The sequence below is a fragment of the Nonomuraea helvata genome (assembly GCF_039535785.1).
GTDB classification, from domain to species: Bacteria; Actinomycetota; Actinomycetes; order Streptosporangiales; family Streptosporangiaceae; genus Nonomuraea; species Nonomuraea helvata.
On sequence record NZ_BAAAXV010000002.1, the window covers coordinates 220,801 to 245,876 of the forward strand.

26 protein-coding genes are annotated in these 25,076 nt (G+C 70.8%); 10 read left to right on the top strand and 16 right to left on the bottom strand.

What is annotated here, in order from left to right; genetic code table 11:
- The first annotated feature begins 137 nt into the window (after positions 1-137).
- Positions 138-317 (top strand): 3-alpha domain-containing protein, encoded by a 180-nt coding sequence (locus ABD830_RS54260; protein ID WP_425567089.1) that lies wholly within the window; start codon positions 138-140, stop codon positions 315-317.
- Here the strand turns inward: ABD830_RS54260 and ABD830_RS16915 are convergent.
- The 7 genes from ABD830_RS16915 to ABD830_RS16945 all read right to left on the bottom strand — a co-directional run bounded on the left by ABD830_RS16915 (position 235) and on the right by ABD830_RS16945 (position 6,984).
- The gene (locus ABD830_RS16915; protein ID WP_344988113.1) at positions 235-2,124 is read right to left on the bottom strand and encodes a DUF2264 domain-containing protein; all 1,890 of its coding nucleotides are present in this window, start codon (positions 2,122-2,124) and stop codon (positions 235-237) included. The genes ABD830_RS54260 and ABD830_RS16915 overlap by 83 nt on opposite strands.
- Positions 2,121-3,203: a LacI family DNA-binding transcriptional regulator gene (locus tag ABD830_RS16920; RefSeq protein ID WP_344988115.1), complete on the bottom strand. Its 1,083-nt coding sequence runs from the start codon at positions 3,201-3,203 to the stop codon at positions 2,121-2,123. Before ABD830_RS16920 ends, ABD830_RS16915 begins: the two co-directional genes overlap by 4 nt.
- Positions 3,204-3,326: 123 nt before the next feature.
- Complete coding sequence (locus ABD830_RS16925) at positions 3,327-4,295, bottom strand: MFS transporter (protein ID WP_344988117.1); 969 nt, start codon at positions 4,293-4,295, stop codon at positions 3,327-3,329.
- Complete coding sequence (gene pqqC, locus ABD830_RS16930) at positions 4,292-4,963, bottom strand: pyrroloquinoline-quinone synthase PqqC (RefSeq protein WP_344988119.1); 672 nt, start codon at positions 4,961-4,963, stop codon at positions 4,292-4,294. Before pqqC ends, ABD830_RS16925 begins: the two co-directional genes overlap by 4 nt.
- A gap of 595 nt (positions 4,964-5,558) precedes the next feature.
- Entirely contained in the window at positions 5,559-5,714 is a 156-nt protein-coding gene (locus ABD830_RS16935) for a hypothetical protein (RefSeq protein ID WP_344988122.1), read from the bottom strand.
- A 100-nt stretch (positions 5,715-5,814) separates the two neighbouring features.
- Complete coding sequence (locus ABD830_RS16940) at positions 5,815-6,462, bottom strand: HNH endonuclease family protein (protein ID WP_344988124.1); 648 nt, start codon at positions 6,460-6,462, stop codon at positions 5,815-5,817.
- Positions 6,463-6,522: 60 nt separating this feature from the next.
- Positions 6,523-6,984 (bottom strand): GNAT family N-acetyltransferase, encoded by a 462-nt coding sequence (locus ABD830_RS16945; RefSeq protein ID WP_344988125.1) that lies wholly within the window; start codon positions 6,982-6,984, stop codon positions 6,523-6,525.
- A gap of 362 nt (positions 6,985-7,346) precedes the next feature.
- On the opposite strand from ABD830_RS16945, the gene ABD830_RS16950 reads away from it, so the two are divergent.
- Positions 7,347-7,484, top strand: coding sequence for a hypothetical protein (locus tag ABD830_RS16950; RefSeq protein WP_344988127.1), 138 nt, complete (start codon positions 7,347-7,349; stop codon positions 7,482-7,484).
- Between the two features lie 4 nt (positions 7,485-7,488).
- Here ABD830_RS16950 and ABD830_RS16955 read toward each other — a convergent pair whose 3' ends face one another.
- Complete coding sequence (locus ABD830_RS16955; RefSeq protein WP_344988129.1) at positions 7,489-8,199, bottom strand: hypothetical protein; 711 nt, start codon at positions 8,197-8,199, stop codon at positions 7,489-7,491.
- Positions 8,200-8,312: 113 nt separating this feature from the next.
- Between ABD830_RS16955 and ABD830_RS16960 the strand changes: the two genes are divergently transcribed.
- From ABD830_RS16960 to ABD830_RS16970, 3 genes are all read left to right on the top strand, one after another.
- Positions 8,313-9,152 (top strand): alpha/beta fold hydrolase, encoded by an 840-nt coding sequence (locus tag ABD830_RS16960; protein WP_344988131.1) that lies wholly within the window; start codon positions 8,313-8,315, stop codon positions 9,150-9,152.
- Positions 9,153-9,221: 69 nt separating this feature from the next.
- Entirely contained in the window at positions 9,222-10,172 is a 951-nt protein-coding gene (locus ABD830_RS16965; protein ID WP_344988133.1) for an NUDIX domain-containing protein, read from the top strand.
- A 78-nt stretch (positions 10,173-10,250) separates the two neighbouring features.
- Positions 10,251-11,426 carry an endonuclease/exonuclease/phosphatase family protein gene (locus tag ABD830_RS16970; RefSeq protein ID WP_344988135.1) on the top strand — a complete coding sequence of 392 codons (1,176 nt, stop codon included), beginning with the start codon at positions 10,251-10,253 and terminating at the stop codon, positions 11,424-11,426.
- Between the two features lie 45 nt (positions 11,427-11,471).
- Here the strand turns inward: ABD830_RS16970 and ABD830_RS16975 are convergent, their stop codons facing one another.
- Positions 11,472-12,584: an SGNH/GDSL hydrolase family protein gene (locus ABD830_RS16975; RefSeq protein ID WP_344988137.1), complete on the bottom strand. Its 1,113-nt coding sequence runs from the start codon at positions 12,582-12,584 to the stop codon at positions 11,472-11,474.
- A 115-nt stretch (positions 12,585-12,699) separates the two neighbouring features.
- Complete coding sequence (gene polX, locus ABD830_RS16980; RefSeq protein WP_344988139.1) at positions 12,700-14,439, bottom strand: DNA polymerase/3'-5' exonuclease PolX; 1,740 nt, start codon at positions 14,437-14,439, stop codon at positions 12,700-12,702.
- A gap of 259 nt (positions 14,440-14,698) precedes the next feature.
- On the opposite strand from polX, the gene ABD830_RS16985 reads away from it, so the two are divergent.
- Positions 14,699-15,817, top strand: a complete 1,119-nt coding sequence (locus ABD830_RS16985; RefSeq protein ID WP_344988141.1) for an SRPBCC family protein — start codon at positions 14,699-14,701, stop codon at positions 15,815-15,817.
- A 14-nt stretch (positions 15,818-15,831) separates the two neighbouring features.
- Positions 15,832-16,095 (top strand): hypothetical protein, encoded by a 264-nt coding sequence (locus ABD830_RS16990; RefSeq protein WP_344988143.1) that lies wholly within the window; start codon positions 15,832-15,834, stop codon positions 16,093-16,095.
- Between the two features lie 47 nt (positions 16,096-16,142).
- On the opposite strand, the gene ABD830_RS16995 is transcribed toward ABD830_RS16990, so the two are convergent.
- A complete protein-coding gene (locus ABD830_RS16995) occupies positions 16,143-16,961 on the bottom strand; it encodes an MOSC domain-containing protein (RefSeq protein WP_344988145.1) in 819 nt (272 codons plus the stop codon).
- A gap of 29 nt (positions 16,962-16,990) precedes the next feature.
- A complete protein-coding gene (locus ABD830_RS17000; protein WP_344988147.1) occupies positions 16,991-17,593 on the bottom strand; it encodes a TetR/AcrR family transcriptional regulator in 603 nt (200 codons plus the stop codon).
- A gap of 98 nt (positions 17,594-17,691) precedes the next feature.
- Here ABD830_RS17000 and ABD830_RS17005 point away from each other — a divergent pair, with 98 nt between their 5' ends.
- Complete coding sequence (locus tag ABD830_RS17005; RefSeq protein ID WP_344988149.1) at positions 17,692-18,792, top strand: FAD-dependent monooxygenase; 1,101 nt, start codon at positions 17,692-17,694, stop codon at positions 18,790-18,792.
- Positions 18,793-18,868: 76 nt separating this feature from the next.
- On the opposite strand, the gene ABD830_RS17010 is transcribed toward ABD830_RS17005, so the two are convergent.
- The 4 genes from ABD830_RS17010 to ABD830_RS17025 all read right to left on the bottom strand — a co-directional run bounded on the left by ABD830_RS17010 (position 18,869) and on the right by ABD830_RS17025 (position 22,219).
- Positions 18,869-19,726, bottom strand: coding sequence for an aldo/keto reductase (locus ABD830_RS17010; protein ID WP_344988151.1), 858 nt, complete (start codon positions 19,724-19,726; stop codon positions 18,869-18,871).
- 60 nt (positions 19,727-19,786) lie between these two features.
- Positions 19,787-20,707 carry an alpha/beta fold hydrolase gene (locus ABD830_RS17015; protein ID WP_344988153.1) on the bottom strand — a complete coding sequence of 307 codons (921 nt, stop codon included), beginning with the start codon at positions 20,705-20,707 and terminating at the stop codon, positions 19,787-19,789.
- Positions 20,708-20,728: 21 nt separating this feature from the next.
- Positions 20,729-21,586 (bottom strand): TIGR03619 family F420-dependent LLM class oxidoreductase, encoded by an 858-nt coding sequence (locus tag ABD830_RS17020; protein ID WP_344988155.1) that lies wholly within the window; start codon positions 21,584-21,586, stop codon positions 20,729-20,731.
- 123 nt (positions 21,587-21,709) lie between these two features.
- Positions 21,710-22,219 (bottom strand): zinc ribbon domain-containing protein, encoded by a 510-nt coding sequence (locus ABD830_RS17025; protein ID WP_344988156.1) that lies wholly within the window; start codon positions 22,217-22,219, stop codon positions 21,710-21,712.
- Between the two features lie 480 nt (positions 22,220-22,699).
- Here ABD830_RS17025 and ABD830_RS17030 point away from each other — a divergent pair, with 480 nt between their 5' ends.
- Complete coding sequence (locus ABD830_RS17030; protein WP_344988158.1) at positions 22,700-23,860, top strand: WD40 repeat domain-containing protein; 1,161 nt, start codon at positions 22,700-22,702, stop codon at positions 23,858-23,860.
- A gap of 308 nt (positions 23,861-24,168) precedes the next feature.
- On the top strand, positions 24,169-25,056 hold the full coding sequence (locus ABD830_RS17035) for an IS5 family transposase (protein ID WP_378521066.1): 888 nt from the start codon (positions 24,169-24,171) through the stop codon (positions 25,054-25,056).
- Positions 25,057-25,076 lie beyond the last annotated feature (20 nt).

The following is a 25,076-nucleotide window of genomic DNA, read 5'->3' on the forward strand; positions in this document are numbered from 1 at the left end:
GAGGACGAGTGGCGAACCCTGCTCGACGTACGCTCGGCGCTTCAGGGCGTCGTTCGCGGAGACACGTCACCGGCGTCACTCACCTGCTTCCTCCAAGGTATGGCCTGCCAGCCGTCGCTCGTCGGCTAGGGCATAGGGTGGGCAGCCGACCTGCCCGAAGGGCGGTCGCCGCGCTGCCCTACCTGCCCGACCGCGACATCGACAAACTTCGCCACGCCGTTGACGTCCCCGCGCTCAGCCCGGGCTGGCAGGCATCGTTCCGCGACCTGCTCGACGCCGCGGAGGGGTGTCGGAGATCTCGTCGAAGCGGATCTTGACCGGCTCGCCGCCGGAGAGCGTCACGGTGACCTCCTCGCCGTCCACGTGGATCTGCGGCGCGGGCGGCTCCTGCCCGGCTCCCGTGAGCAGCACCAGGCTGACGTACACGGCGGTGCCGCCCGGGTGGTTGTCGCAGGTCAGGTACGGCGTGGCGGAGTGCCGTCCGAAGGCGTTCACGCCCTGCGCGCTCGCCACGCCCGCCCCGGTGTAGCCGTACAGCCCGCGCACCACACCGGCCAGGCCGTCCGCGCGCCGCGCCAGCGCCCAGGTGTCCCCGGACTCGGTCGCCGGCGGTTGCCGATCGGCGAGCGCGTGGCCGCCGTCCCGCACCTGGTGCCCGGCGGGTGCCGTGACCTGGTGGACGCGGACCTCGGCCGCGCCGTCGACCACGGAGGCGGTCACCACGCGGATGGGGCCGTCCTGGTACGCCGATGCGGCGAAGCGCTCTCCCGCGGTGAGAGGCTCGATGCGGCGGCGCCGGGAGACGGCTCCCTGCGGTGAGACGACGGCGAACTGCCCGTCGATCGCCTCGTCGCCGATGTCGGGGCCGGTGTGGCTGGTGTAGGCGAGCCTGAGGTAGTGAGGGTCCGGCGAGCCCTGAGGATCCTGGACGCGGTCGCGGTCGCTGCCGTGGTTGACGACGCGGACGATGCCGTCCTCGCGGGTGGCGTGCAGCAGCCAGCCGGGCGCGGGCATCGCCACGACCTGGTCGGCGAGGTCGACGGGCGCGGCCTCCTCGGCGTCCGTCCAGACTGGATGCTCCGGCGGCAGCAGCAGGCCGAGGAAGGCCTTGCTGGCCCAGTACGGTGAGGCGGGGCCGGAGTAGTCCTGCTTGCCGGGCGGGAAGTCGTCGTACCAGCCGCACGTGAGCAGGCCGCGGCTGTCGGGGGCGCCGCGCTCGGCGAAGTGGCGCAGCACGCCGCTCGCGATCCGCCTGGTGCGCCCCGGCGGAAGGGGCGAGGCGCCGGTCAGCGCCCCCAGCCAGAGCGGCGCGACCGTGGCGAAGCGGTAGATCAGCGAGCGTCCCTGGTGCACCGGCCCGCCGTCGGTGGCGAAGAAGTGCTGGTACTGCTCCAGGAACCGGTGCAGGCGCTCCGCGTAGAGCCGCTGCCGGGCGGTGTCGCCGGCCATTCTGGCCCACAGCGACGGATACAGGTGCATCGCCCAGCCGGAGTAGTAGTCGAAGTTCTTGCCCTTGCCGTCGGAGTACCAGCCGTCGCCGACGTACCAGTCCTCGATCCGCTCCAGCCCGCCGGTGATCTCGGCGGGGTCGTGCGGGCCGCCCACCTCGGCCAGGAACTGCTCCACGACCACCTGGAAGAGGATCCAGTTGTTCGCCGGCGTGCGCCGCCCGACGAACCCGGCCAGCCACGCCACCACGCGCTCCTGCTGGGCCGGGGAGAGCCGGTCGTACAGCCAGGGGCGGGTCTCGTGCAGGGCGAGCGCCACCGAGGCGGCTTCGACCAGCGGCTGCGACATGTCGGCCAGGGGCGGCCAGGCGTACGGATGCGCGGGGTCGGTGCCGGCCACCAGCCCGGCGGCGTAGCGCTCCAGCAGGGCCGGCGGCACGGCGCCGCGCGCCCCGGCGATGCGGAAGGCCGCGAGCAGGAACGTGCGGGCGAACCCTTCCAGCCCGTCGCTCACCGGCCCTGACCGGCTCGCCGGGCCGGGCAGGCGGAACTGGGCGAAGCCGTCCGTGGCGTAGGGCACCACGGACTCCAGCAGGTGGTCCGCCATGCTCTCCCAATGAGCGCGGGTCCAGCCGGTGTGCGGAGACAGGCGGGGGTCGGTGGGCGGCGGTATCACGGTGACGGCGGCTCTTCCAGGTTGGGGCGGACGGAATCGCGGACGACGATGTGCGTGCCGAGCATCACGTGCTGGGAGGTGCCCGGCGTGTCGGTGTCCAGGGCCAGCCGTACGGCGGTGCGGCCCAGCTCCTCGTGCGGCACGTGGACGGTGGTGAGGTCGATGTCGTCCGCCGGGGGAAGATCGTCGAAGCCGACCAGCGAGACGTCGCCGGGCACGCTCAGGCCGCGTTCGCGCAGCGCCGCGCGCGCACCCGCGGCGATCAGGTCGTTCCCGGCGAAGACGGCGGTGAAGTCGCGCGGCCCGGCGTCGAGCCGCTCGCGCATCATGCGGTGGCCGTCGCGCCGGTCCATGACCACGCTGTCGACCTCCAGGGCGGGGTCGTGCGGGACGCGGTGCGCGGCCAGCGCCGCGCGGTAGCCGGCGATCCGGCTCTCGGGCGTGGTGTAGCCGGTCCGCCGCCCGAGGAAGAGGATGCGCCTGTGGCCGGCCGAGAGGAGGTGGCTGGTGATGGCGTAGGCGCCGCCGGTGTTGTCGTACTCGACCACGATGGCCGGCACGTCGTCGCCCAGCGGGGGGCGGCCGCACAGCACGAGCCGCGAGCCGGCCACGGCCAGCGCGCGGGCGTAGTCCGCCATGCGCTCGCGGTAGGCGTCGTCGGCCGGCATGTTGCCGACCAGGATGACGGCTTCGGCGTGCTCCTCGCGCAGCAGCCGGACCGTGGCGAGCTCCCGCTGGGGGTCGCCGCCGGTGGTGCCGACGATGCACAGCCTGCCTTCGCGCGCCGCCTGGTCCTGCACGCCCTGCGCGACGTGGGCGTAGTGCGGGGAGACGACGGAGGTGACCACGATGGCCACGGTCTTGGGGCGCACCCCCGCCAGCCCGCGGGCGTGGGCGTTGGCGACGTAGTCGAGCTCGCGCACCGCGCGCATGACCTTGCCGCGCGTGGCGGGCGCGCTGGGATAGGTGCCGGAGAGGATGCGGGAGACGGTGGCGACCGAGACGCCGGCGTGCCGGGCCACGTCCCGGATCGTCGAGGGGCGCGGCCGTCCGTCTTCGGGCATGGCCCGACGGGGCATCCGACCTCCCCTCGCATGTAACCGCTTGAACGGATGATTTCCCATGCGATCCAGCACGTCAAATCCCGTGGCAGAGGGGGCAAGGAGGTCGATCCGGCACGCGTCACCGGTCGCGTTCCTCGCTCATTCCTGTAAACGGTTAAACAACAGCGCGACCCGCGTCGCGCATGCCGTGCCGATCGCGAGGAGAGCGGCGACGGCGAAGACGACCCGGAGCAGACCCTCGGCGGAAGTGGGCGCCGCGAAGTAGACGCTGCCGAGCCCGGCGACGGCCGTCACTCCGGCGAGGGTCGGGCCGGTGGAGTTCAGCGCCGAGATCGCGGAGGCGAGCCGCGGCTGGACCAGGGACGTGATCCGCGCGATCAGCGGGCTGTAACCGGCGGCGTGCCCGGCCCCGGCCAGGAGCAGCAGCGGCACGGAGCCGTACGGATGCCACTGGTCGCGGTGGAGGAGCACCAGCAGGACCGCTCCCGTCGCGAACATGATCGGGCCCATCACCGGCAGCGCGTTCTGGAGGCGCCGCGGGTAGCGGTTCCAGGTCAGGCTGAGGGTGCCGAAGCCGACGGCGTACGGGACGAACGCCAGCCCGGCCTGGAGCGGGGAGAAGCGCAGTGTGGACTGCAGGTGCAGGGTTAGGGTGAACAGGAACGCGGTGTAGCAGCCCATGATGATCCAGCAGGCCACCAGCCCCGGCTTCACTCCCTCTGGCCGTACCGCCGCCAGATCCAGCAGCGGGTGCCGTGCCCTGCTCTCATGGCGGACGAACCCCACCAGCAGCGCGGCTCCGCAGGCCAGCGAGATCCATGCCCAGGCCGGCCAGCCGTGGTCGCGGCCGAAGATGAGCGGCACGGTGAACGCCGTCATGGCGACGGTCAGCACCGCCACTCCGGCCGGGTCGAGGCGTACCCGCTCCTCTGTACGCGAGTTCTCCAGGACGCGCCGGCCGAGAACCAGCAGCACCACGCCGGCCGGGAGGTTGATCAGGAAGACTGGGCGCCAGCCGATCCGCTCGGGCACGATGAGCAGGTCCGCCTCACGCACCGGATCGTGGCGGAGCAGGGCCGAGCGGGACAGAGCGGGCCGCCACGTCATCGATACGCTCCGTCCACCGCGTCGAGCAGTGCCCACAGCACGTCGCACTTGTAGCCGAGCGCCGCGACGGCCCTTTCCTGGTCGGTACGGCTCCGCGCCCAGTCGAGGACCAGGCCCAGGGCCTCGCGGCTGTCCTGGCCGCCTTGCGAGACGCGTACCTGGAAGTAGCGGAGCCCTTCCTGGTCGATCCACGGGTAGTGCTTCTCGAAGGCGGCGATCCGCGTACGCATCAGGTCGGGTGCGAACAGCTCGGTCAGAGAGGCGGCCACGGCCTCGAGCGCGGAGCCGTTGCGGCAGAGGTTCACGTAGCCGTCGACCGCCAGCCGCACGCCCGGCAGCACGCCCTCGCCCGACAGCAGCTCGTCGCGATCCAGCCCGGCGGCCTCGCCGAGGCGCAGCCACCGCTCGATGCCACCCTCCCCCGGCCCGGTGCCGTCGTGGTCCTGGATGCGGCGCAGCCACATCCGGCGCAGCTCCGGCGTGGTCAGCTTGGCCAGGATGAACGCGTCCTTGACCGGGATGTGCCGCTGGTAGTGGAAGCGGTTGAGTATCCAGCCCCTCAGCTCGTCGCGGCTCAGCTCACCCGCGTGCATGCGCAGGTTGAACGGGTGCAGGTGGTGGTAACGCCGCTCCGGCACGGCACGCAGCTCCGCCTCGAAGTCGTTCAAAGCTCGATCACCATCCCGTCGGCCGCCACCTCGATGCCCAGCACCTTGTGCTGGCCGGCCGCCGGGTCCACGAGGAGTTGATGTTGACAGTATGAAACAGCACGAGTACGGTGTGTGCGCGATCTGGACGGCTGGCGTGGCGTCGGCTTCCGGGGCCCTCGTTCCACCGGAGTGATGGTGCGAGGCCTCTCCGGCTGCCTCTGGCCGCGCCGACACGGCCAGGTCGCAAGGGAACCTGCCGCCCCGGATCGGACCGCACGTGGGACGTGCGTCGCCGCCCAGGGTTTGTACGCGGGAGACCAGTGCGCCCAAAACCGTTCGGGGCGGCGTCGGTGAGGATGACGCCCTTCAGCGGTGACTGCCGCGGGCCGGGGCCGGGGCGCAGCCAGGCGCACGCCTCGATCTGGTCGGCGATGTCGGGCGTGGCGTTGACCACGTAGCAGCCGTCGGCCCGCTGAACGGCGAGGCTCGCGTGGCGGCGCCGCCGGCCCGGGTGGGCGCGCGCCCCGGAGCATCCAGGGCACGCGCAGTTCCACTGGGGCACGCCGCCACCGGCCGCGGTGCCGAGCACCTGCAGTCGCACGGCGATCCCTGCTTACCTGGTGGCCAGGAAGTACGCCGACATCTCCATCGACGCCTCGACGACCTGGTAGTCGGGCTTGTGCCAGGTCGTCTCCTCGCCGCGGGTCCTGACCTTCTTCTCGTGGATCCTGCGAGGTTGTTTCTTGCCCTGATCCTTCGGCTGGGACATACGCTGCACCTGCCTCTCGTAGGGTGTTACAAACGACATGACCACCTGAAGGTGTTCTCGTCAATCGAGTGAGAGGCAGGGTGCGGCGCGGCGTTCGGCCCTACCGGCAGGTGCGGAGCATGTTGAGCAGGGCGACCTTCTCCTTCTTGGTGACGAAGAGCCGGTAGTGCCGCTTCACGGTGATCCACGAGGTCGCGTAGCGGCACCAGTAGGCACGGCGCTGCGGGCGCCAGCTCTGCGGCCCCCTGCCGCCCTTGGCGACGTTGGCGGAGTGGCTGACCACGAGCAGCTCCGGGCGGGTGAGGTCGTTGGCGAAGTGACGCCGGCGGGTCTGGCTCCACTTGCTGGCGCCGGAGCGCCAGGCGTACGACAGCGGCACCACGTGGTCGACGTCGACCTGCTTCTCGCTCTTCAGCCGCTTGCCGTCGTACGGGCTGTACCAGACGCCCTTGACCGGGTGGCAGGCCGCGTTCTTGCGCACGCCCCGCCCGTCGCGGGCCAGGACGATCTCCCGGGTGTCGCACTTGCCTTTGTGGTGCGCCCATCGAGGCATGAACCGTTCGTGGCTGTAGCCACGAATCGATAACGCCCTGGCGACTTTCAGCTGGCCCAGCATCCGGCGGGCCAGTGCGCCGGCCTCGGCCTCCGACTGTTTTCGCGCGTCGGCTGTCGCGGGCGGGGCCGCGGTGAACGGGATGACCAGAGCAGTGAGCACGGCGACTGGGACCGTCCGTCTCAAAAGGATCATGGTTCCACCCATACCCGGTAATTCCCCGACGCGCGCGGAGATACTCGGGCGGAGAGCGGTTCAGCGGAAGATCAGCTCGTACTCGACTTGCGCGATCGGGTTGCCGTCGCCGAAGTCGTGGTCGCGGATCTCACCGGACTCCGTGAAGCCGCTCTTGGCATAGAAACGGCGAGACTGCGACGTGTCACGAAGCGTCCACAGATGCACCCGCTCGAAGCCCTTCTCGCGGATCGCGTCCAGCGAGGCGGCCATCAGGACCTGTGCGACCCCGCTCCCCCAGCCGTCCGGGTGGCCGTAGAAACCGAAGATCTCCGCGGAGTCCGGCCGCGCCGGCGAGGAGCCGAAGTAGGAGAAGGCCAACGGCCGGCCGTCCAGCGCGGCCAGCATGACGGTGTCCTTGCCTTCGGCGAGCACCCCGTGCCATTTGCCGCGCCGATGGCTCACCGCCCCTTCGCCGAACTGCGGGGTGAAGAACCCGGTATAAGCGGCTTTCCATGACTCCGCGTGGATCTCACCAACCACGTCACCATCGCAGGGAGAGGCGGGGAAAACTGTGAATACTCCGGTCACGCGATCACAGTACTGGAGCCGGCGCCCCACCTCGCGTCGGTGGGGCGCCGGCCGCCATCACCCGCGCTCTGGCACCCTGCCGGAGAGCGCGAGCACACCGTACGGGCGTACCTGGGGAACTGGGTTCCTTTCCACGGCCGATGACGTGACGCCGGATGGCTCTCCAACAGCCCAAGACTAGGCATCCCCCGCACGCCGACCGGCCCGGCCCGGCAGGCTCCCGGCGACACTGCTGCCATGAGCACGCGGGACACCGACGCAGCCCAGGACCGGCCCGAGTTCGCGGGGGCCGTCTAGCGCTGGGTGTCGCGGTGGTGAGCCAGGTCGCCTGGGCCGTCGCGGCCGCCGTCAAGGCCCGCTCCTCACCGCGGGTCGTGGTCATCTCGGGGGCCGCCAACCTCGCGCTCGGGCTGGCCATCATCGCGCTCAAGACCTGGGCCGTCCCTTACTGACCGCTCACCAGCTCAGCACCTTCGACCGTCCGGCCGGTGCCGGCGGCCGGTCACGCAGCACCCGCACCCCCAGCGGGACCAGGGCCACGCAGAGCAGCGCGGTGACCAGCGCGTCGGGGAGCGAGGCGCCCTTCAGGACGCCCATCCAGGTGCCTCCCGCCAGCAGCAGCATCGCGGCCCGGGCGGTGCCGATGACGCCCGTGCGCCAGGCGGCGACGGCCAGCAGGAGCGTGCCCGCGTACTGGCCGACCGAGGCCCAGACCGGCACCCGCCACGGCCCGTAGGAGATGTCCACGTACTCCTTCATGACCGCGTTCGTCGCCTGGTCCAGCCCGAGGACCTCGGTGAGCTGGAAGGCGGTCTGGTCGGCACCGGCGAAGTACAGGCGGGCGAACAGCCCGGCGACCAGCAAGGCGGCGCCCCAGAAGGCGAGGGCGCCACCCACCCGCTGGGCCAGGGCGACGAAGGCGGGGAAGAGCAGCAGCGCGCCCAGCGCGAACACCGCGTAGGCGAGGGTGAGCAGGGCGGGTTGCGCGGTGTAGGCGAGCAGCTGGCCGTAGGCGGCGAACGGCTGGGCCTCGGCCCAGGCCTGCTGCTGCGGGGTGAGGGCGGTGATCGTGCTCAGGTAGCGCAGCAGGTATCCGGCGCACATGACGACCGGGCCGAGGACGAGGGTCACGCCGCCGATCCACCGCCCGGGAAAGTAGGTGTTCATGGAGGCGCAGCCTGGCAAGGGCGGGCCGGGAGGGGCATCCACCGATCGTCACCCCGTACCCCTGTCGAAAGTCAGGTTTGCCTTGTTCAGGACCCGCTGCCAGGATCGCCGCCATGCCTTCCTTTTCTGCACACGACGGGACCAACCTCGCATACCGCGCGTACGGGGAGGGCACGCCGGTCGTCTGCCTGCCGGGCGGCCCCATGCAGGACTCCGACTACCTCGGGGAGCTCGGCGGCCTGTCGGCACATCGACAGCTGATCATGGTTGATCCCCGGGGCACCGGCCGGTCCGCGACAGCGGAGGACGCCGCCTCCTACCGCTGCGACCGGCTCGTCGATGACGTCGAGGCGCTGCGCGAGCACCTCGGCCTCGACCGGTTCGACCTGCTCGCGCACTGCGCCGGCGCGAACCTCGCGGTCCTCTACGCCGCCCGCCACCCCGACCGCGTCGGCAGGCTCGCGCTGATCACTCCGAGCACCTTCGCCGTCGGCATCCGGGCCACCGGGGAGGCCCGGCTCGAGCTCGCGCGGCTGCGCAAGGGCGAGGCCTGGTTCGGTACGGCGTTCGCGGCTCTTGAGGAGATCGTGGGCGGCAACGTCACCGACGGCAACCTGAAGGCCATCGACCCCTTCTTCTACGGCCGATGGGACGCGGCGGCACAGGCCCACCACGCGGCCCAGGCCGGCCGGCGCAACGAGGAGGCCGCGGCCGCCTACGGCGGTGAGGGCGCCTACGACCCGGAGGCCACCCGCACGGCGCTCGCCGCCTTCGACGCGCCGGTGCTGGTCCTCGCCGGAGAGGTCGACCTGAACTCGATCCCCAGCGCCGTGGCCGAGTTCGCCGAGCTGTTCCCGGATGCCGAGTTCGTCGTTCAGCTGGAGGCGGGCCATTTCCCGTGGGTCGACGACGCCGGCCGGTTCGTGGCGACGACCGCGCCGTTCCTCGGCTGAGGTACGGCGCCCGAGCGGTGGCCGGTAATCCCGTTGATCAGGAGGTCCGGGCCGTCTAGCTTGGCCCGCATGACCAAGCTCCCCGAGCTGTACGTGGCCGTCGACGTGGAGGCGGACGGGCCCATCCCGGGCCCCTACAGCATGATCTCCCTCGGCATGGCCGTCGTAGGCCGTCCCGAGCTGACCTTCTACACCGAGCTCCGCCCCATCTCCGACGACTTCGTGCCTGAGGCGCTGGCGGTCTCCGGGCTCGACCGCGACCGCCTGCTACGGGAGGCTCCCCCGGCCGAGGAGGCCATGGCCGCCGCCGCGCGCTGGATCAACGACCTGCGCCGGATCGGCCGGCCCGTCTTCCTGGGCGCTCCGGCGGTCTTCGACGGGATGTTCGCGCACTGGTACTTCGTCCGCTTCCTCGGCAAGAGCCCCTTCAACGCCTCAGGCTCCGGCCTCGACCTGCGCAGTTACTGGATGGGCCGGACCGGCTGTGAGTGGGTCGACTCACGCAAACCCCTCATCAAGCAGCAACTGCAGCTCACCGACCTGCGGCACACGCACCACACCGGCGAGGACGCCGTCGAGCTGGCACACGTCTTCGACGCCGTCCTGAAAAGCCGCGGAAGCGAGGTGATGCAGGTGGTGGCCGCTGCGGTGGTCGAGGACGGACGGCTGCTCCTGGTCAGCAAGAACATCGCCCCCGAGGTGTTCTACCTGCCAGGAGGGAAGCCCGAGGACGGAGAGTCCGCGGAGGAGACCCTCGCACGTGAGCTGAACGAGGAGCTCGGCGTCTCCCCGCTCGACATGGACCTGCTCGGCCACGTTGACGGCACGGCCGTCCTGGAGGGCGTCCCCATGCGGCTGACGGTGTTCGTGACCCGGATCGACGGCCCGCCGGCACCCGCCGCCGAGCTGGCCGCCATGGGCTGGACCAACGGGCGGGACTCCTACATCCCTCGTCTCGCACCGGCGATCCGCGACCAGGTGCTGCCGATGCTCGCCGAGTCCGGGGTGTTCGGCCGGTGACCTCGCCGAACCCATCAGATGGATCTTGACCTGTGGCGGCCGCTGTGATGTGAAGATCTTGTGAGAGAGACAGGGCTCGTGAAGCTCAGCTTAAGGACGGCGTTGACGGCCGCGGCGGTGGTGCTGGCCATGGCGGCGGGTACGGCCGGCGAGAGGCCGCAGACGGTCGCTTTCGTGCCCGCCGCGGCCACGGCGACCAGCCTGAAGATCCTGGACTGGAACATCCAGGGCGGCACGGGAACGGACGGCAGGTACGACTTCGGCCGCATCATCGACGTCATCGCCGCCGAGAACCCGGACATCGTCACACTCCAGGAGTTGCACGACAACTCGTCCGTCGGCGGCGACAACCAGTGGCAGCTGCTGGTGAACAGGTTCCCCGCCTACAAGGCGCATTTCGCCAAGGGTGACACCAACGCCTTCGGCGGGGTGGCGGGAAACCTCATCCTCTCCAAGTACGACATCATCGAGAAGCTCACGTACCAGCTGCCGCAGTACCCGGCCGACAGCGCGGCCGTGCTGCGCAGCCTCGGCGGCGTCAAGATCAATGTCAACGGCACCGACGTGCGGATCTACACGACCCACCTCTCCCCCGGCCTCGGCGCCGAGGCAACCGAGCGGCGCAACAGGCAGGCCAGAGCCGCGATCGACAAGGTGTCGAACGCGTCGCTGATGCCCACGCCGATGCTGCTCACCGGCGACCTCAACGTGCGGCCGGACAACGAGATCAGGCCCTGGTTCGCCCAGGCCGGCTGGTACGACGCCTGGACCCAGGTCAACGCCAACATCGGCGCCGACGTCATCACCCATCCCGGGGACGGTGACGACGCCCGGATCGACTATGTCTACGCCACCCCGGGCTTCGACGTCAGCGCCGCCCACACCGTCGCCACCATCGCCTCGGACCACTATCCGGTGGTGGCCAATGTGACGACGCGCGCCACCGCGGCCACCAAGGCGAAGGCGGTCCTGGCCGGGGCGGCGTCCCAGGAGGGCTGGGCCGACCTCGCCGTGTACGCCGACAGCAGCTCCAAGCTGCGGGTCTGCGACAACGAGGCGGACGGCTGGGGTGTCCGCGCCTACGTACGCGCTCGCTCCGGTGGCAGCGTGGTCGTGATCGGCAACGACGGCGCCTACGCCGACCGCTGCGGCACCTTCACCACCGGATCGGGCACGGTCAGCTCGCCGACGGTGCGGGTCTGCCTCTACAAGGGAGGCGAGGAGAAGGACTGCCGCGAGACGACCGTCACCTGACCGTCCGCCGGGGACCGCCCGCGCGGGCGGTCCCCGGGGAACGGGTCACCAGCGCAGCGGAAGGGTGGCGACGAATTCGCCGAGCCGGTCGGCGATGATCTGGTGGTCGTGGGCCGAGGGGTGCCAGTGGCAGCCCCCGTAGTCGAGGCCGGTCTCCGGGTAGTACCAGAAGCGGACCCGGTCGTCGCCCCGGCTGTTGCGCTCCTGGACGATCTGCCGGGCGGTCTCGGCGTACACCGTGGTGTTGGACATGTACGTGGCGCTCACCACGATGATCGTGCCGCGGCCGTACCGGTTCCGGAGTTTGTCGAGGAAGGCGTGGTAGGCGGTGCGGTAGGCGGCGACGAGGGTCTCCGGCGTCCACTGCTCGCCGGGGTTGATGGCCGTCGAGAAGTCGTTGATGCCCAGGCCGATCACCACGAGCTGCGGCCGCCACGTGCCCGGGTTCGTCCAGGTGTCGCCCTCGACGCTCAGCAGCGCCCGGTCGTAGAACGTGCGGTAGTTGACCTGGGGGTCACTGCCGTTGTAGTTGCGCACCATTCCCCGGCCGGAATAGGCGTTGAGCTGGTAGTCGGCGTTCAGGCGGCGCGCCGTGATGGCACCGAAGCTGATGTCCGCGTTCGTGGTCCGGTTGACGTCGTCGCCGGTGCAGTCGCGCGTGGCGGAGGTGTTGCCGTAGCCCGCGGTGTAGGAGTCGCCGATGAACTCGATCTGCCGGTGCCGCGCACGGGGTCCGCGCAGGATCACGCCGTGCGGGGCGGCGACGAACCCGCCGAACGCGCTCGTCGCCCAGGGGCTCTCCGAGCGCTTGACGACCCGGACGCTGTGCACGCCCTTTGCGAGGCCGTTGACCCAGTGCGTGGTCTGTCCCGGGGTCACCAAGGTGGTGACGGTCGTGCCGTCTATCTGGATGTCGTAGTCGGCGGCGGCGTCGTTGAGCACGATCCCGACTCCGGTGCCGCTGAACCGTCCTTCGAAGTAGACGCCGGGCCAGCTGTAGGTGACGGAGCCCGCACCGGCCTCGACTCTGCCGGCCGTGTGCACGCGGGCCAGGACGCCGGGGTCATGGCCGGTCAGCGGCTCGGCGGCGGCGACACCGGGCGTTGCCGCGGCCGTCACCAGCGCGGCCAGCACCGCGATCATACGTAAGGGGCGCACGCTCTCTCCCTCCCACCGGCAGCCCGATATCTCAGATGGTGAGATGGGCTGTCCAGAAAGGAATGACGATGGTGCCGTTATGATCGACTACGGCCGCGCATTGCACAATACGCATTCATGGCCGTGACACACCGGCCGCCTGCTTCTTGCGCAGGAACGCGGTGAGCCGGTCCAGCGGCCAGGTGTTGATCACGTCGTCCGCCGTGAGCCACCCGCGCTGCGCGGTGCCGATGCCGTAGCGGAGGTTGGCCAGGTGGCCGACCGCGTGGGAGTCGCTGTCGACGGCGAACTTCACCCCGTACCGCCGGGCCCGCCGGATGAGCTCGGCGGCCAGGTCGAGGCGGTCGGGGAAGGCGTTGATCTCCAGCGCGGTCCCGGAGCGCGCGCACGCCTGGAAGACCTCGTCCCAGTCGGCGTCGATCGGCGGCCTGCGGCCGATCAGCCGGGCACTGGGGTGGCCGATGATGTTGACGCACGGGTGCTCGGCGGCGCGGACCAGCCGCCGCGTCGTCCTGTCCTGGGGCAGGTCGAAGTGGGAGTGCACCGAGGCGACGCACACGTCGAACCCGGCCAGCACGTCGGGCGGCCAGTCCACGTCGCCGTCCGGGTCGATGTTCAGCTCGACGCCGTGCAGCAGCCGGAGCCCGCTGGTGCCGTCCAGCTCGCGGACGCGCTCGCGTTGCGCGAGTGCCTTGTCCAGGGTCATCTGCTGCATGTAGAGCTTGGGCCCGTGGTCGGTGACGCCGTAGTACGCGTACCCGCGCTCGGCCGCGGCGGCGACCATCTCCTCCAGCGAGGCGTGGCCGTCGGTGAGCTCGGTGTGGGTGTGCAGGTCGCCGCGCACGTCCTCTTCGGTGACCAGGTCGGGCAGCTCCCCGGCCAGGGCTGCCTCGATCTCGCCGATGTCCTCGCGCAGCGTCGGCGGGATCCACGGCAGGCCGAGCCGCTGGTAGACCTCCTCCTCGGTCTTGGAGACGATCAGCTCGTCGGTGACGGCGTCGAACAGGCCGTACTCGGAGAGCTTGAGCTTGCGGTGCACGGCGATCTCGCGGGTGCGGATGTTGTGCGCCTTGGCGCCGGTGAAGTACTGCATGGCCGCGCCCCACGCGTCCGGCGGCACCACGCGCAGGTCCACCTGCAGCCCCTGGCCGGTCCTGACGGACGTCTTGGTGTCGCCGTGCAGGATCACCTCTGTCACCTGCGAGAGGGCGACGAACGCGGACATGAGCACCTTCGGGCGGTTCGAGGTGGCCACGATGTCGATGTCGCCGATGGTGTCCTTCATCCGGCGCAGCGAGCCCGCGTACCCGCAGCGGTGGCAGCCCTCCACCGCTCGCAGCGCCGTCACGATGTCCTCGGCCAGCGGCATCGCCACGCCCAGGTGGACCCGTTCGCCGGCGTCACGCAGCAGGGCGATGCCGTGCAGCAGGTTCTCCTCCGTCTTCTCGCCGAACCCCGGCAGGCCGTGCAGGGCGCCGGCGTGGATCGCCGCCTCCAGGCTCTCCGGCGAGTCCACGCCCAGGCGCTGGTGCAGCGCCATCGCCCGCTTGGGCCCCAGCGCGGGGATGCGGGTCAGCGCGCGGACCCCCGCGGGGATGCGGCCGCGCAGCTCCTCGAGCTGCGGCACGGTGCCCGAGCGCAGGTATCCGGCCACCTTCCTGGCGATCGACTCGCCCACGTTGGGGATCTGCCGCAGCTCGGTGGTGTCGTAGCCGGCGATGTCCGTCACGTGGGCGCCGATGGAGCGGGCCGCCTTCTGGTAGACGCGGATCTTGAAGTCCGGGCCGCCGGTGATGGCCAGCAGGTCGGCGTACTCCTCCAGCATGGCGGCCACGTCGTCGTTGGTGCGTGCCATGTCGCGTCGTCGCCTCCCCTCCCTCCTGACTCCCCTATCCCGAAATTTCGACATCTATCGGCTTCTGACCTGGGAGGATCCGCCGCTGGTACCCCCGGCAGACCGTCGCCAAACCAGGTGGCCGAGCTGTTAGCGGCTCATGGCCTGGGGTAGCCGCGCTGATAGGCGAGGAGGGGAGGTGCGGTAGATCATGCGCACGCGCCGAAGCGACTCTGAAGTACCGAGGGACACCCGTGGTCCGCAAACCAGGATCGCGGCCGTGGCCGGCGCCGGCGCCGCCGTGGGCGCCGCCGTGGAGTACCTGTTCGATCCGGACCGCGGCCGCAGCCGCCGGGCCAAGGTACGCGACCAGGCCTCGCACGCCACACATGAGCTGACCTACGGGGTCGGCCGCCTGAGCCGCGATCTGCGGAACCGCTCTCGCGGCCTGGCCGCGGGGACCCGCTTCCGGCTGGCCGGCCGCTCGGCGGACGATCGGATCCTGTACGAGCGCGTACGCGCGCAGATCGGCCGCTACCTGGCCCATCCCCACGCCGTGGAGGTGAAGGTCGAGGACGGAGTGGCGCTGCTGAACGGCGATGTGCTCACCGGTGAGGACCGGCGCGCGGTGCGGGCGGTCCGCCGCATCCCCGGGATCAGGTCCGTCGAACCCAGGTGGCACGTCCACCGCGACCCGTCCGAGGTGCCCCGGTTCCAGGGCACGGGGCGCGTCCGGTCGCCCGTCCCCGAACTGCTCCAGCAGCACTGGGCTCCGTCGGCCAGGTTCCTGGCCGGTACGGGCGCCGCCGCCCTGTGGATCTTCGCCGGCCGGTTCCCGCGGGCCGTCGCGTGGCCGCTGCGCGGCGCCGCCATCATGCTCGGGGCGCGCTCCGCCACCAACCTGCCGCTGCGCCGGCTGACGGGCATCAACGCCGGCCGCCGCGCCGTCGACGTCACCCGCGCGGTCACGATCGCGGCGCCCCCTGAGCAGATCTGGGAGTTGCTGAGCGACTACTCCATCTTCGCGAGGATCATGCCCGACGTCCGCGAGGTCCGGCGGTCCGTTGACGGCACGAAGTCGCACTGGGAGATCCGCGGTCCCATGGGCCGGCCGATCCGCTTCGACGCGGTCGAGACCAGCCGGCAGGAGGGTAGCCACATCACGTGGAAGTCCGCCGACGGCCAGCTGATCGCCCACACCGGGGAGGTACGGCTGGCGCCCGAGCAGGGCGGCAGGACGCGGCTGCAGGTGCAGCTGACCTACAACCCCGTGGCGGGCGCCGCGGGCCACGCGATCGCGCGGCTGCTGGGCGCCGACCCGGGGACCAGGCTCAAGGAGGACCTGCTGCGGCTGAAGTCGTGCATCGAGGGGCAGCAACAGCCCGTGATGAGCGGGTAGCCGGCGAGGGGGACATGTCTCCGGGTGGACGCGCCGGGCACCGGTGGCCCGGCAGGCGTTCGCGCACACAGGCGCCGACGGCGAGCGAGACTCCGGCCGAGGCGGTGCACATCATGCTGGGCTCGATCGCGCTGATCATCTCGGCCGGGCTGGTGGTCCTGAGCGTGTCCGCCGGGATTCCCCTGCTCACGGCGGTCATCGGCGTCGTGATCGCGCTCATCATGACGGACATCATGCGCGCCCATCGCCGGGCCAGGCATCCCAGGGAGAGGCTGTGACGCCGCGGCGCCGGGGGCTCTTGCTGTGACGCCGCGGCGCCGGGGCTCTACCGGACGCTGACCGGGTCGCCCACCCGGATCCGGCCCGGCTCGCGGGGCACGAGGCGGGCGCCGAACCAGGTCTTGCCATCCCATTTGCGGTGCCGGGCCAGGGTCCGCAGCGGCTCCTTACCCTTCACCTGGGTCTCCGGATCGATGGTGGTCACCGCGCAGCGGTCGCAGAGCTCCGAGACGCGGAAGGGCACCGAGCCGATCCGCACCTCGCGCCAGCCGTCCTCCGCGAACGCCTCCGCACCCTCGACGATCACGCTCGGACGGAACCGCAGCCGCGACAGCGGCCCCGGCGCGTCCTCGCCGTGCGTGGCCGCCTCCTCGGCCAGCCACCCGTCCAGGACGCGTGCGGACGACTCGGAGACGAGCAGCAGCGGCGCGTCCCACGCGAAGCTCACCACCTCACCGGGCAACCCGCCGTGCGCCGGGTCGATCGACCTGCGCCCGGGGTCGTCCAGCCATACCAGCCTGGCCGGGCGCCCCAGCAGCTCCGTGAACCACGCGTGCGCCACGTCATCGGCGAGCACCGCCCTGTCCAGGCCGGTGAAGCCGACCGGCGTCATCGCGCCTGTGGCGGGCGGCACGGTCACGTCCGCCATCCCGCGCGCCGTGAGCCGCAGGCCGCCCTCGGACGTGGGCCGCGCGGCGACGGAGGCCAGGCGCGGGAACTCGCCCAGCCACAGGTTGTCGCCGTGCTCGTCGACGACCGCCCACCGGCGGTCCCCGTCGAGGCCCCACGGGTGGACGACCGCCTCCGCCACCGAGTGACTGCTTCCCGATTTGAGCGGATAAATCAGGATCTGATCAATCCTCATGGCCGTCAGTGTCGCACCCCGTACCGGGATCAGGCGATGGGGTCTTCGAAGCGGGCGCCCAACGTGCGCAGGCCCGCCAGGACCTCCGCTGCCGTCGGAGCCTGGTCCGGATCGTTGAGCCACTGCACCATCACCCCGAGCAGCAGGGCCAGGTGCACCGAGCCGACCGTGCGCACCTCGCGCTCGGCCAGGCCGGCCTCGTCCCCGTTTGCCAGGTGGGCGGCCATGCCGCGGCGGCCCTCGCGCTGCCCGGCCACGAGCTGGTCACGCAGCTCCGGCGAGTGCTCGGCCTGCACCAGGGCTTCCAGGTTGGCCAGCCAGAGCGTGCGGTGCTCGCCGATCGACGCGATCAGCTGCTCCCAGAGCGCCTGGAAACGTTCGGCAGGCGGGACCTCGGCGTCGTCCGCAGCATGGTCAGCGGCCGCCATCGCCGTGCCGACCTGTTCGCTCCACTCGCGCATCGCCTCTACCAGCGCCGCGTTGAGCAGCGCCTCGCGCGAGCCGAAGTGATAGCCGATCGCGGCCATGCTGACCCCGGCCGCCGCCGAGATGTCGCGGACGGTGGTGCGCGCCCACCCCTTCTCCACCAGGCAGCGCCGCGCCCCGGCCAGCAGGTCCTCACGGTTTCCCATGGCAGGCAAGCCTAGCACGTACGCATGAGACATGCGTCTTGCGCATTTGCGCCAATCCGTCGTACGGTGGCGTCCTCACCTACCGAGGAGGACCTCCCATGCGGATCCTGATCTCCGGCGGCAGCGTCGCCGGCCCCGCTCTGGCTTACTGGCTGCACCGCCACGGCCACCGGCCGACGATCGTGGAGCGGGCGCCGGTCGTGCGCGGCGGCGGCGCCGCCATCGACTTCCGCGGCTCCGCGCTGCAGGTGCTGGAGTGGATGGGCCTGCTGGAGGAGATGCGCGGGCACGAGACGGGGATGACCGCGATGACGCTGGTCGACGACGCCGGCGCCACCATAGCCACGCTGCCCGCCACCGCCATCTCCGGCGACCTGGAGGTGCTCAAGTCCGACGTGACGGCCATCCTGTACGAGGCCACCCGGGACACCACGGAGTACCTGTTCGACGACACGATCACCGCCCTCGACCAGGACGGCTCCGGCGTCCACGTGACCTTCGAGCGCAGCCGGCCCCGTACGTTCGACCTGGTGATCGGCGCCGACGGGCTGCACTCGACCGTGCGCCGGCTCGCCTTCGGGCCCGAGTCCCAGTACGTCCGCCACCTGGGCATCTACGGCGCGCTGTGCACCACGCCCAACATCCTCGGCCTCGACCGCGCGGGCCTGATGTACAACACGGCGGGCCGCAACGCGCTGGCCTTCGCCGCCCGCGACAACGCCGAGCTACGCGTCGGCCTGTCGTTCGGGGCCGACCACCTGGACTACGACCGGCGCGACCGCCGGCAGCAGGAGGAGCTGGTGGCCAAGCACTTCGCCGGCGCGGGCTGGGAGGTGCCCCGGCTGCTGGAGGCGATGCGCGAGGCCGAGGAGTTCTTCTTCGACTCCTCCGGCCAGGTGGTGATGGACTCCTGGTCGACCGGCCGGGTCGCGCTCGTGGGCGACGCCGCCCACTGCGCCGCCCCCACCTCCGGGCGCGGCACCTCCCAGGCGTTGATCGGCGCGTACGTGCTGGCGGGCGAGCTGGCCGAGGCGCCTGACCACACCACCGCCTTCGCCGCGTACGAGCGCCAGCTGCGCGACTACGTCGAGCGCAACCAGCGGCACGGCCGGACCGCGGCCCGCTGGTTCCTCCAGCCGCCCACCGAGCCGCCGGTGGAGGTGGCCGAGGACGTGGTGGCGCTCAAGCAGTACGCATGAGCCCGGCGGCGGCCCGGTCGCGGGCCAGTGGCGGTACGGCGGCGGTACGGTGGCGGGCCGCTCACCGGGCACCGCGTCAGCTGAGGCGGGCCAGCTCCTCCTCGCTGAGTTCCAGGTCGGCGGCCGCGGCCGAGTCGATGATGGTCTCCGGGCGGCTGGCGCCGGGGATGGGGATCACCACGGGGCTGCGGGCCAGCTCCCAGGCGAGGCAGACCTGCTGGGGGGAGACGCCGCGCGCCGCGGCGATCTCGGCGAAGGCGGCGTTCTGCCCGCTCAGCTCTCCGGTGCGGCCGATGCCTCCCAGAGGAGACCAGGGCAGGAAGGCGAGGCCGAGCTCGGCGCAGACGTCGATCTCGGGCTCGCTGGAGCGGAAGCGCGGCGAGTACTCGTTCTGGACGCTCACCAGGGCGCTGCCGAGGATGCTGTGGGCGAGCCGGATCTGCGCCGGGTCGGCGTTCGAGATGCCGGCCATCTGGATCTTGCCGGCGTCGTGCAGCTCCTTGAGCGCGCCCATGGTCTCCTCGTACGGCACCGCCGGGTCGGGCCGGTGGTGCTGGTAGAGGCCGATGCTGTCCACGCCGAGGGCCTTCAGTGAGCGGTCGCAGGCCTCCTTGAGGTGCGACGGGCGGCCGTTGACGGACCAGCCGCCGCCGGACGTGCGGGTGTGTCCGCCCTTGGTCGCGACGAGCACGGTGTCGGCGTCTCCGCCCCACAGCGACAGGGCCCGGGCCACCAGGCGCTCGTTGTGGCCGATGTCGTCGTGCGAGGGGGTGTAGGCGTCGGCTGTGTCGATCAGGGTGATGCCGGCGTCCAGGGCCGCGAGAATCGTACGGATCGACTGGTCCTCGTCGGGCATGTGCCCGGCCACCGACATGGGCATGGCACCGAGCCCGATGACTCCGACCTGGCGGTTTCCGATGGTGCGCGTTCTCATGGCTTTGTGCATGAGAACACCCTGCCCGCTGGAGCGCACTCCAGGTCAACCTTGGGCAAGTCAGGCAAAGAACCGCGTCAGATGCTTGACGACCGTTTCCGGTTGTTCTTCGGGGATGTAGTGGCCGCTGCCCGGCACCTCGACCACCTCGACGTCGGTCCCCTTGTCCGCGAGCACGTGCCGCAGCAGCCGATAGCCGCCCTCGCCGCCGCCCAGGGCCAGGATCGGCGCCGTCACCGGGCCGTACGTCTTCTCGTCGGCGATGTCCTGCCCGAAGGCCCGGTACCAGGCGTTGCCGGCCCGGACCGCGTCCGGGGTGGAGTAGGCGTGGGCGTAGATGTTCCGGTCGCGGTCGCCGATGGCGGTGGGATCTTCGATCAGGTAGTCGCACATCCAGTCGACCAGCAGGCGTGACCGGCCGGCGAGCAGGCGTTCGGGCAGGCCGGGGACCTGGTTGAACGCGAACCACCACAGGAAACGCCCGGGACCCGCGTGGATGTCGCCGTCGATCTGCTGGCGCCCGGGCCGCGGCAGCAGGGAGTAGTCGTAGAAACGGTCATCGGGGTGCGCGATGTCCAGCAGCGCGATCCGCCGCGTGCTCTCCGGGTGGTTGGCCGCGAAGGCGTAGGCGACCATCCCGCCGATGTCGTGCCCGGCGATGTCGACCGCGTCGTGACCGAGATGACGCGTCAGCGCGTGGATGTCGCCCGCCATGGTCTTCTTGTCATAGCCGGAGGCGGGCTTGTCCGAGCCGCCCATCCCCCGCAGGTCGACGGCGATCACGCGATGGCGCTCGGCCAGCGGCGGCATGATCTTGTGGAACTCCCACCAGGTCTGCGGCCACCCGCCCAGCAGGACCAGCGGCTCGCCTCGGCCGCCGATCACGTAGCGCAGGCGGACTCCGTTGACGTCGGCATGCCTGCTGACGAACCCGCCCTCCAGCGAACGCGCCAGTTCCGCGTCGGATGGTGCTTGCGCCATGAGATCTCCAATGTGGACGTACTACTGGGGGAGGCCGAACCTCTTGGCGAACGCGGTCAGTTCCTCGCGCTGCTCTTCCGGTTCGGTGGCGGCGGTGCTGACGACGATGCGGGTGACCCCTTGGGCGGCGAGCTCCTCGACCCGTTCGACGGGCATGTCGATCGAGCCCATGCGGGTGTACTCCAGCGCGTCCGGGTCACGGCCGACCTCGGCGGCGCTGGAGCGCGCGAGCTCCCACTGGACGGCCCGCTCCCGCGCGTCCAGCGCCCCGCCGGGGAAGTAGCCGTCGCCGCGCCGCCCCGCCCGGCGCGCGGCCGCCCGGCTCGACCCCCCGATGTGCACGGGCAGCTGGACGGCCTGGTGGGGCTTGGGGAAGCTGACCAGGTTCTCGAAGGAGAAGAACTCGCCGGCGAAGCTGACGCCGTCCTCGCCGCCGGCCCACAGCAGGCGCAGCACGTCGATCGCCTCGTCGGCGCGGCGGCCGCGGGTGGCGTACTCCACCCCCACCGCCCGGGCCTCACCCGGGAGCGCGCCCAGTCCCGTGGTCAGCAGCCGCATCCTGCCCTTGGACAGCACGTCGACGGTGGCCAGACGCTTGGCGAGGATCACCGGATGGTGGTACGGCAGCAGCAGCACGCCGGTGCCGAGCAGGATCCGTTCCGTGGCCGCGGCGACGAAGCTCAGGCAGTCGAGCGGATCGAGGTAGGGCAGCGTGGGCGGCAGCTCGTACGGCCCCACCGCGGCGCCGGGGTACAGCACGATGTGCTCGGGCAGGTAGAGCGATTCGAAGCCGCACTCCTCCGCGTTCCGGGCGAAGGCCACGATCTTGTCCGGATCGACCCCTTGATAGGGCGTGCTGTAGCTGACGCCGAACTTCATCGTCTGTTCCTTCTGCTCGTTCCGAGGGACGGAGCGGATCGTAGAACCCTGACACTGACGTCAGGGCAACTCCACCTTCCTTGACCTGCTCCTCGCCCTGAAGGGACGGGGATTCCCGTGCCGCTATGCGGCAGCTCGTGCCGCTTGCGCGGCCCGTGCTGTGGAACGGGGTGCTTGACGTTTCGCGGACCCGGGTGGGTCTCCACGCCCTGAGACGACCAGCCCGGCCGCCTGTCCTTTGCTCTTGATGTTCCTGGCCCCGACGATGTCGGCGTGCCCGGTGTGCCCGCAAGAAGTGCAGGAGAAGATCGCTTGGCTCTTGCGGCTCTTCTCGTCCACCTTCCCGCACGCAGGTTCCGGGCACGTCTGGGACGTGTACGCGGGGTCGATCTTATGGATGACGCTGCCGGTGTAGCGCGCCTTGGCGCGCAGAGCGACTTCCAGGCCGTACCAGCCCTTGTCGAGAATCGCCTTGTTGAGCCCGGATTTCGCGGCCGCGCCGTTGCACAGGAACCTGCCCGGTCGGCCGGGGTCGGGCTTGGGCTTGACGGCCGCGCTCATGCCCCTGGTGTTCGGTGCCGCCTTTGCCGCCTGGTAATACCACTGGATCAGCGCGGATGCCGAATGCTGCAAGTACCGCTTCTGGGGGACGCGAAACCGAAGGTGTCACGCCCAAGATCGTAGAGTCCTTGGATGACGGGTTCGTGGAGCAAGGGCAGCGAGCATTCCTTCTGGCACTTGGCTCGCGTCGTGAAGGCTCCCGAACGCTGGCTGGAACGGCAGGTGTGTCGGCGAAGCTCTGTCAATGGTGGTCCTCGTACTCGGTGCTGATTCGTCCGGCGTCGCGACGGAAGTCAGGCATGCCGAGGCTGACGCCGCAGACGCCGAGGGCGACCTTTCGCATTTCGAAGTTTCTCTGCACTGTGCAAGTCGGCTGCCGTGAGATCTCTCGTTTCGAGAGCGAGGGCGCGGGTGACGTGCAACCGTTGCCTGATCGGCTGGCGGCAGCGGTCCTGGCCGCCTCCGTCCGCATAGCGCTGCGATTCCTCACAGTTTCTCAACTGATCATGTCCCGTGCTGGTCAAGAAGGCCGTTCCATACGACGATCGCTGCATGTCGTCCCGTTCGTCTGCCGCGCTGGCGGGCTTAGCCTTGGCCGTCCTGGCCGCCGGATGCGCGGATCCGGCCGCCGACCGGGTGTCGCTCGTCAGCGCGGCTCAGCCCCCGGCGTCCCCGCCACTTCCGTCGCTCACGGCGGTCTCGCCGCAGCCCTCGCCCGTGGTGTCCTCAGGGCCGGTACGGCACCCGTTCCCACTGGCGACCTCCTTGGCCGAGCCCATGGCGACCGGAACACCCCTGGCTGCGACGGGCTCGCCGCGGTTCTTCCTCTCCGCTCGCGCTCCGCTCGCCCACTTCCCCGGCAAGTCCAAGACCGCTGTCTTCACCCCGGTGCCGCCCGCCGTGCACAACGCCGAGACCGGGTCGTTCATCGCGAACATCCCGCTGCCGCCCGGCGTCGAAAGTTCCTGGCACCTCGTGGCCGCTGCCCGGGACAACCGCACGTTCGCCATCGCCGGCTGGACCGAGCCGAAGAATCCAGACATTCGCTTCTTCCTGGTACGCCTCGGCGAGGACGGGCAGCCCGGGAAGCCGGTGGTCGTCACGCAGACCGACCCCGACGACCTGACGCTCGTCTACGACCTCGCCCTCAGCGCAGACGGCACCCGGCTGGCCTACTCCACGCCGCTCATCGGAGGCGGCGCCAAGATCTCCGTGCTCGACGTCACCACCGGCCGACGCCGGGACTGGAAGACGTTGACACACTCGATGGTGCGCGGACTGTCCTGGGCCCCGGACGGCCGCTCGCTCGCCTATGTGCTGGGTGGCCGGGCCATCGCCTTGCTCGACCTCGCCCGGCTGGGCACCGATCCGGAAGGTGCCGCGTCCCGGATCATCAAGAACGCCACGGGCGCCATGCCGTTCGAGTCGTTGGCCCACACCCCTGACGGCAGCGCGCTGATCTACGCATCTGGGCACACCGTCGAACGTGTCCCCCTGGCGGGCGGGCCGACGCAGGTCCTGGCCCGGCCGGAGCTACCGCCCGACGCCTCGCTGAGCCTGCGCTTCAGCGTCGACGGGACCGGCGAACACCTCCTGTATGTGCATAAGTGGCGCGCCTACCGGGTTGCCCTCGCCGACGGCGCGGTCACCTCGGTGCCGATCACAGTCGACGAGCGTCCAGGTGAGGGCGGCTCGCCGCGTGCAGCCTGGTGATCAGGGGCTAAAGCGGTCGCCCGGCTCCGCGAGTTCAGCGCGGTGCCGTATTGATCACCCATCACGTCTGCGTTCCGGATGTGCGCACGCCTGGCATTCCCAGGTTCGTCGGGGCGACTCTGGCGAGTCGTCGGGTCCGGCCTCGTTTCTGGCGCAGGAAGGTGAGGGTGAGGTCGATGCCACTAGGCCGTGTTTCGAAAGATCACGTGTGTGAGGCGTGTCGGTGATCGTTGAACGAAGAGGTCTCCGGTAGGTGGTTCAACGACCAAGAAGAACGAAATACCGGAGACCTCGTGACCAGCGTAGTGGTGACGAGGCGGCACGACCTCACTGATGCGCAGTGGGCGGCGCTGGAGCCGCATCTGCCTGCCGCATCGGGCAAGGGGCGTCCGCCGAAGTGGAGCAAGCGTCAGTTGATCGACGGGATCCGGTGGCGGATCCGGACCGGGGCGCCGTGGCGGGACGTTCCTGCCTGCTACGGCCACTGGTTCACCGTGTATGGCTTGTTCCGGCGCTGGCAGCGGGAGGGGATCTGGGCGCGGATCCTGGCGGCCTTGCAGGCGTGTGCGGACGCCGCCGGGAAGATCGATTGGACGGTGAGCGTGGACTCCACCATCACCCGGGCTCACCAGCACGCGGCCGGAGCACGCCGGGACGGTCACCTGCAAAAGGAACCACCCGGCGGGGTGCACAGCGAGCCGGCCGATCATGGCCTGGGGCGCTCGCGCGGCGGGCTGACCACCAAGACCCATCTGGCTTGCGAGCAGGGCCGCAAGCTGCTGGCTGCGGTGGTGACCGCCGGGCAGCGGGGCGACAGCCCGCAGTTCATACCGGTGCTCGGCAAGATCCGGGTGGCCCGCCTCGGCGGTGGCCGTCCCAGGACCCGCCCGGACCGGGTCCTGGCCGACAAGGCCTACACCAGCAAGGCCAACCGGACTCATCTGCGCCGGCGTGGGATCAAGGCGTGCATTCCGAGCAAGGCCGACCAGGACGCTCACCGGCGAGCCAAGGGATCGAAGGGAGGTCGCCCGCCCGCCTTCGACCCCGCGTTCTACCGGCTGCGTCACGCTGTGGAGTGCGGCATCAACCTGCTCAAAGGCAACCGCGGCATGGCGACCCGTTACGACAAGCTCGCCGTACGCTACGAAGCCGTCGTCATCATCGCTGCGATCAACCAGTGGCTCAATGCCTTATGAAACACGACCTAGTGCCGGTT

What these genes read in the sequence shown, in the direction of transcription:
- ABD830_RS16920 (WP_344988115.1), bottom strand. Translation starts at nt 3,203, where the DNA reads ATGCCCCGTCGGGCCATGCCCGAAGACGGACGGCCGCGCCCCTCGACG.
- ABD830_RS16925 (WP_344988117.1), bottom strand. Translation starts at nt 4,295, where the DNA reads ATGACGTGGCGGCCCGCTCTGTCCCGCTCGGCCCTGCTCCGCCACGAT.
- ABD830_RS16935 (WP_344988122.1), bottom strand. Translation starts at nt 5,714, where the DNA reads ATGTCCCAGCCGAAGGATCAGGGCAAGAAACAACCTCGCAGGATCCAC.
- ABD830_RS16940 (WP_344988124.1), bottom strand. Translation starts at nt 6,462, where the DNA reads ATGATCCTTTTGAGACGGACGGTCCCAGTCGCCGTGCTCACTGCTCTG.
- ABD830_RS16955 (WP_344988129.1), bottom strand. Translation starts at nt 8,199, where the DNA reads ATGAACACCTACTTTCCCGGGCGGTGGATCGGCGGCGTGACCCTCGTC.
- ABD830_RS16960 (WP_344988131.1), top strand. Translation starts at nt 8,313, where the DNA reads ATGCCTTCCTTTTCTGCACACGACGGGACCAACCTCGCATACCGCGCG.
- ABD830_RS16965 (WP_344988133.1), top strand. Translation starts at nt 9,222, where the DNA reads ATGACCAAGCTCCCCGAGCTGTACGTGGCCGTCGACGTGGAGGCGGAC.
- polX (WP_344988139.1), bottom strand. Translation starts at nt 14,439, where the DNA reads ATGGCACGCACCAACGACGACGTGGCCGCCATGCTGGAGGAGTACGCC.
- ABD830_RS16990 (WP_344988143.1), top strand. Translation starts at nt 15,832, where the DNA reads ATGTCTCCGGGTGGACGCGCCGGGCACCGGTGGCCCGGCAGGCGTTCG.
- ABD830_RS16995 (WP_344988145.1), bottom strand. Translation starts at nt 16,961, where the DNA reads ATGAGGATTGATCAGATCCTGATTTATCCGCTCAAATCGGGAAGCAGT.
- ABD830_RS17000 (WP_344988147.1), bottom strand. Translation starts at nt 17,593, where the DNA reads ATGGGAAACCGTGAGGACCTGCTGGCCGGGGCGCGGCGCTGCCTGGTG.
- ABD830_RS17005 (WP_344988149.1), top strand. Translation starts at nt 17,692, where the DNA reads ATGCGGATCCTGATCTCCGGCGGCAGCGTCGCCGGCCCCGCTCTGGCT.
- ABD830_RS17010 (WP_344988151.1), bottom strand. Translation starts at nt 19,726, where the DNA reads ATGAGAACGCGCACCATCGGAAACCGCCAGGTCGGAGTCATCGGGCTC.
- ABD830_RS17015 (WP_344988153.1), bottom strand. Translation starts at nt 20,707, where the DNA reads ATGGCGCAAGCACCATCCGACGCGGAACTGGCGCGTTCGCTGGAGGGC.
- ABD830_RS17020 (WP_344988155.1), bottom strand. Translation starts at nt 21,586, where the DNA reads ATGAAGTTCGGCGTCAGCTACAGCACGCCCTATCAAGGGGTCGATCCG.
- ABD830_RS17030 (WP_344988158.1), top strand. Translation starts at nt 22,700, where the DNA reads ATGTCGTCCCGTTCGTCTGCCGCGCTGGCGGGCTTAGCCTTGGCCGTC.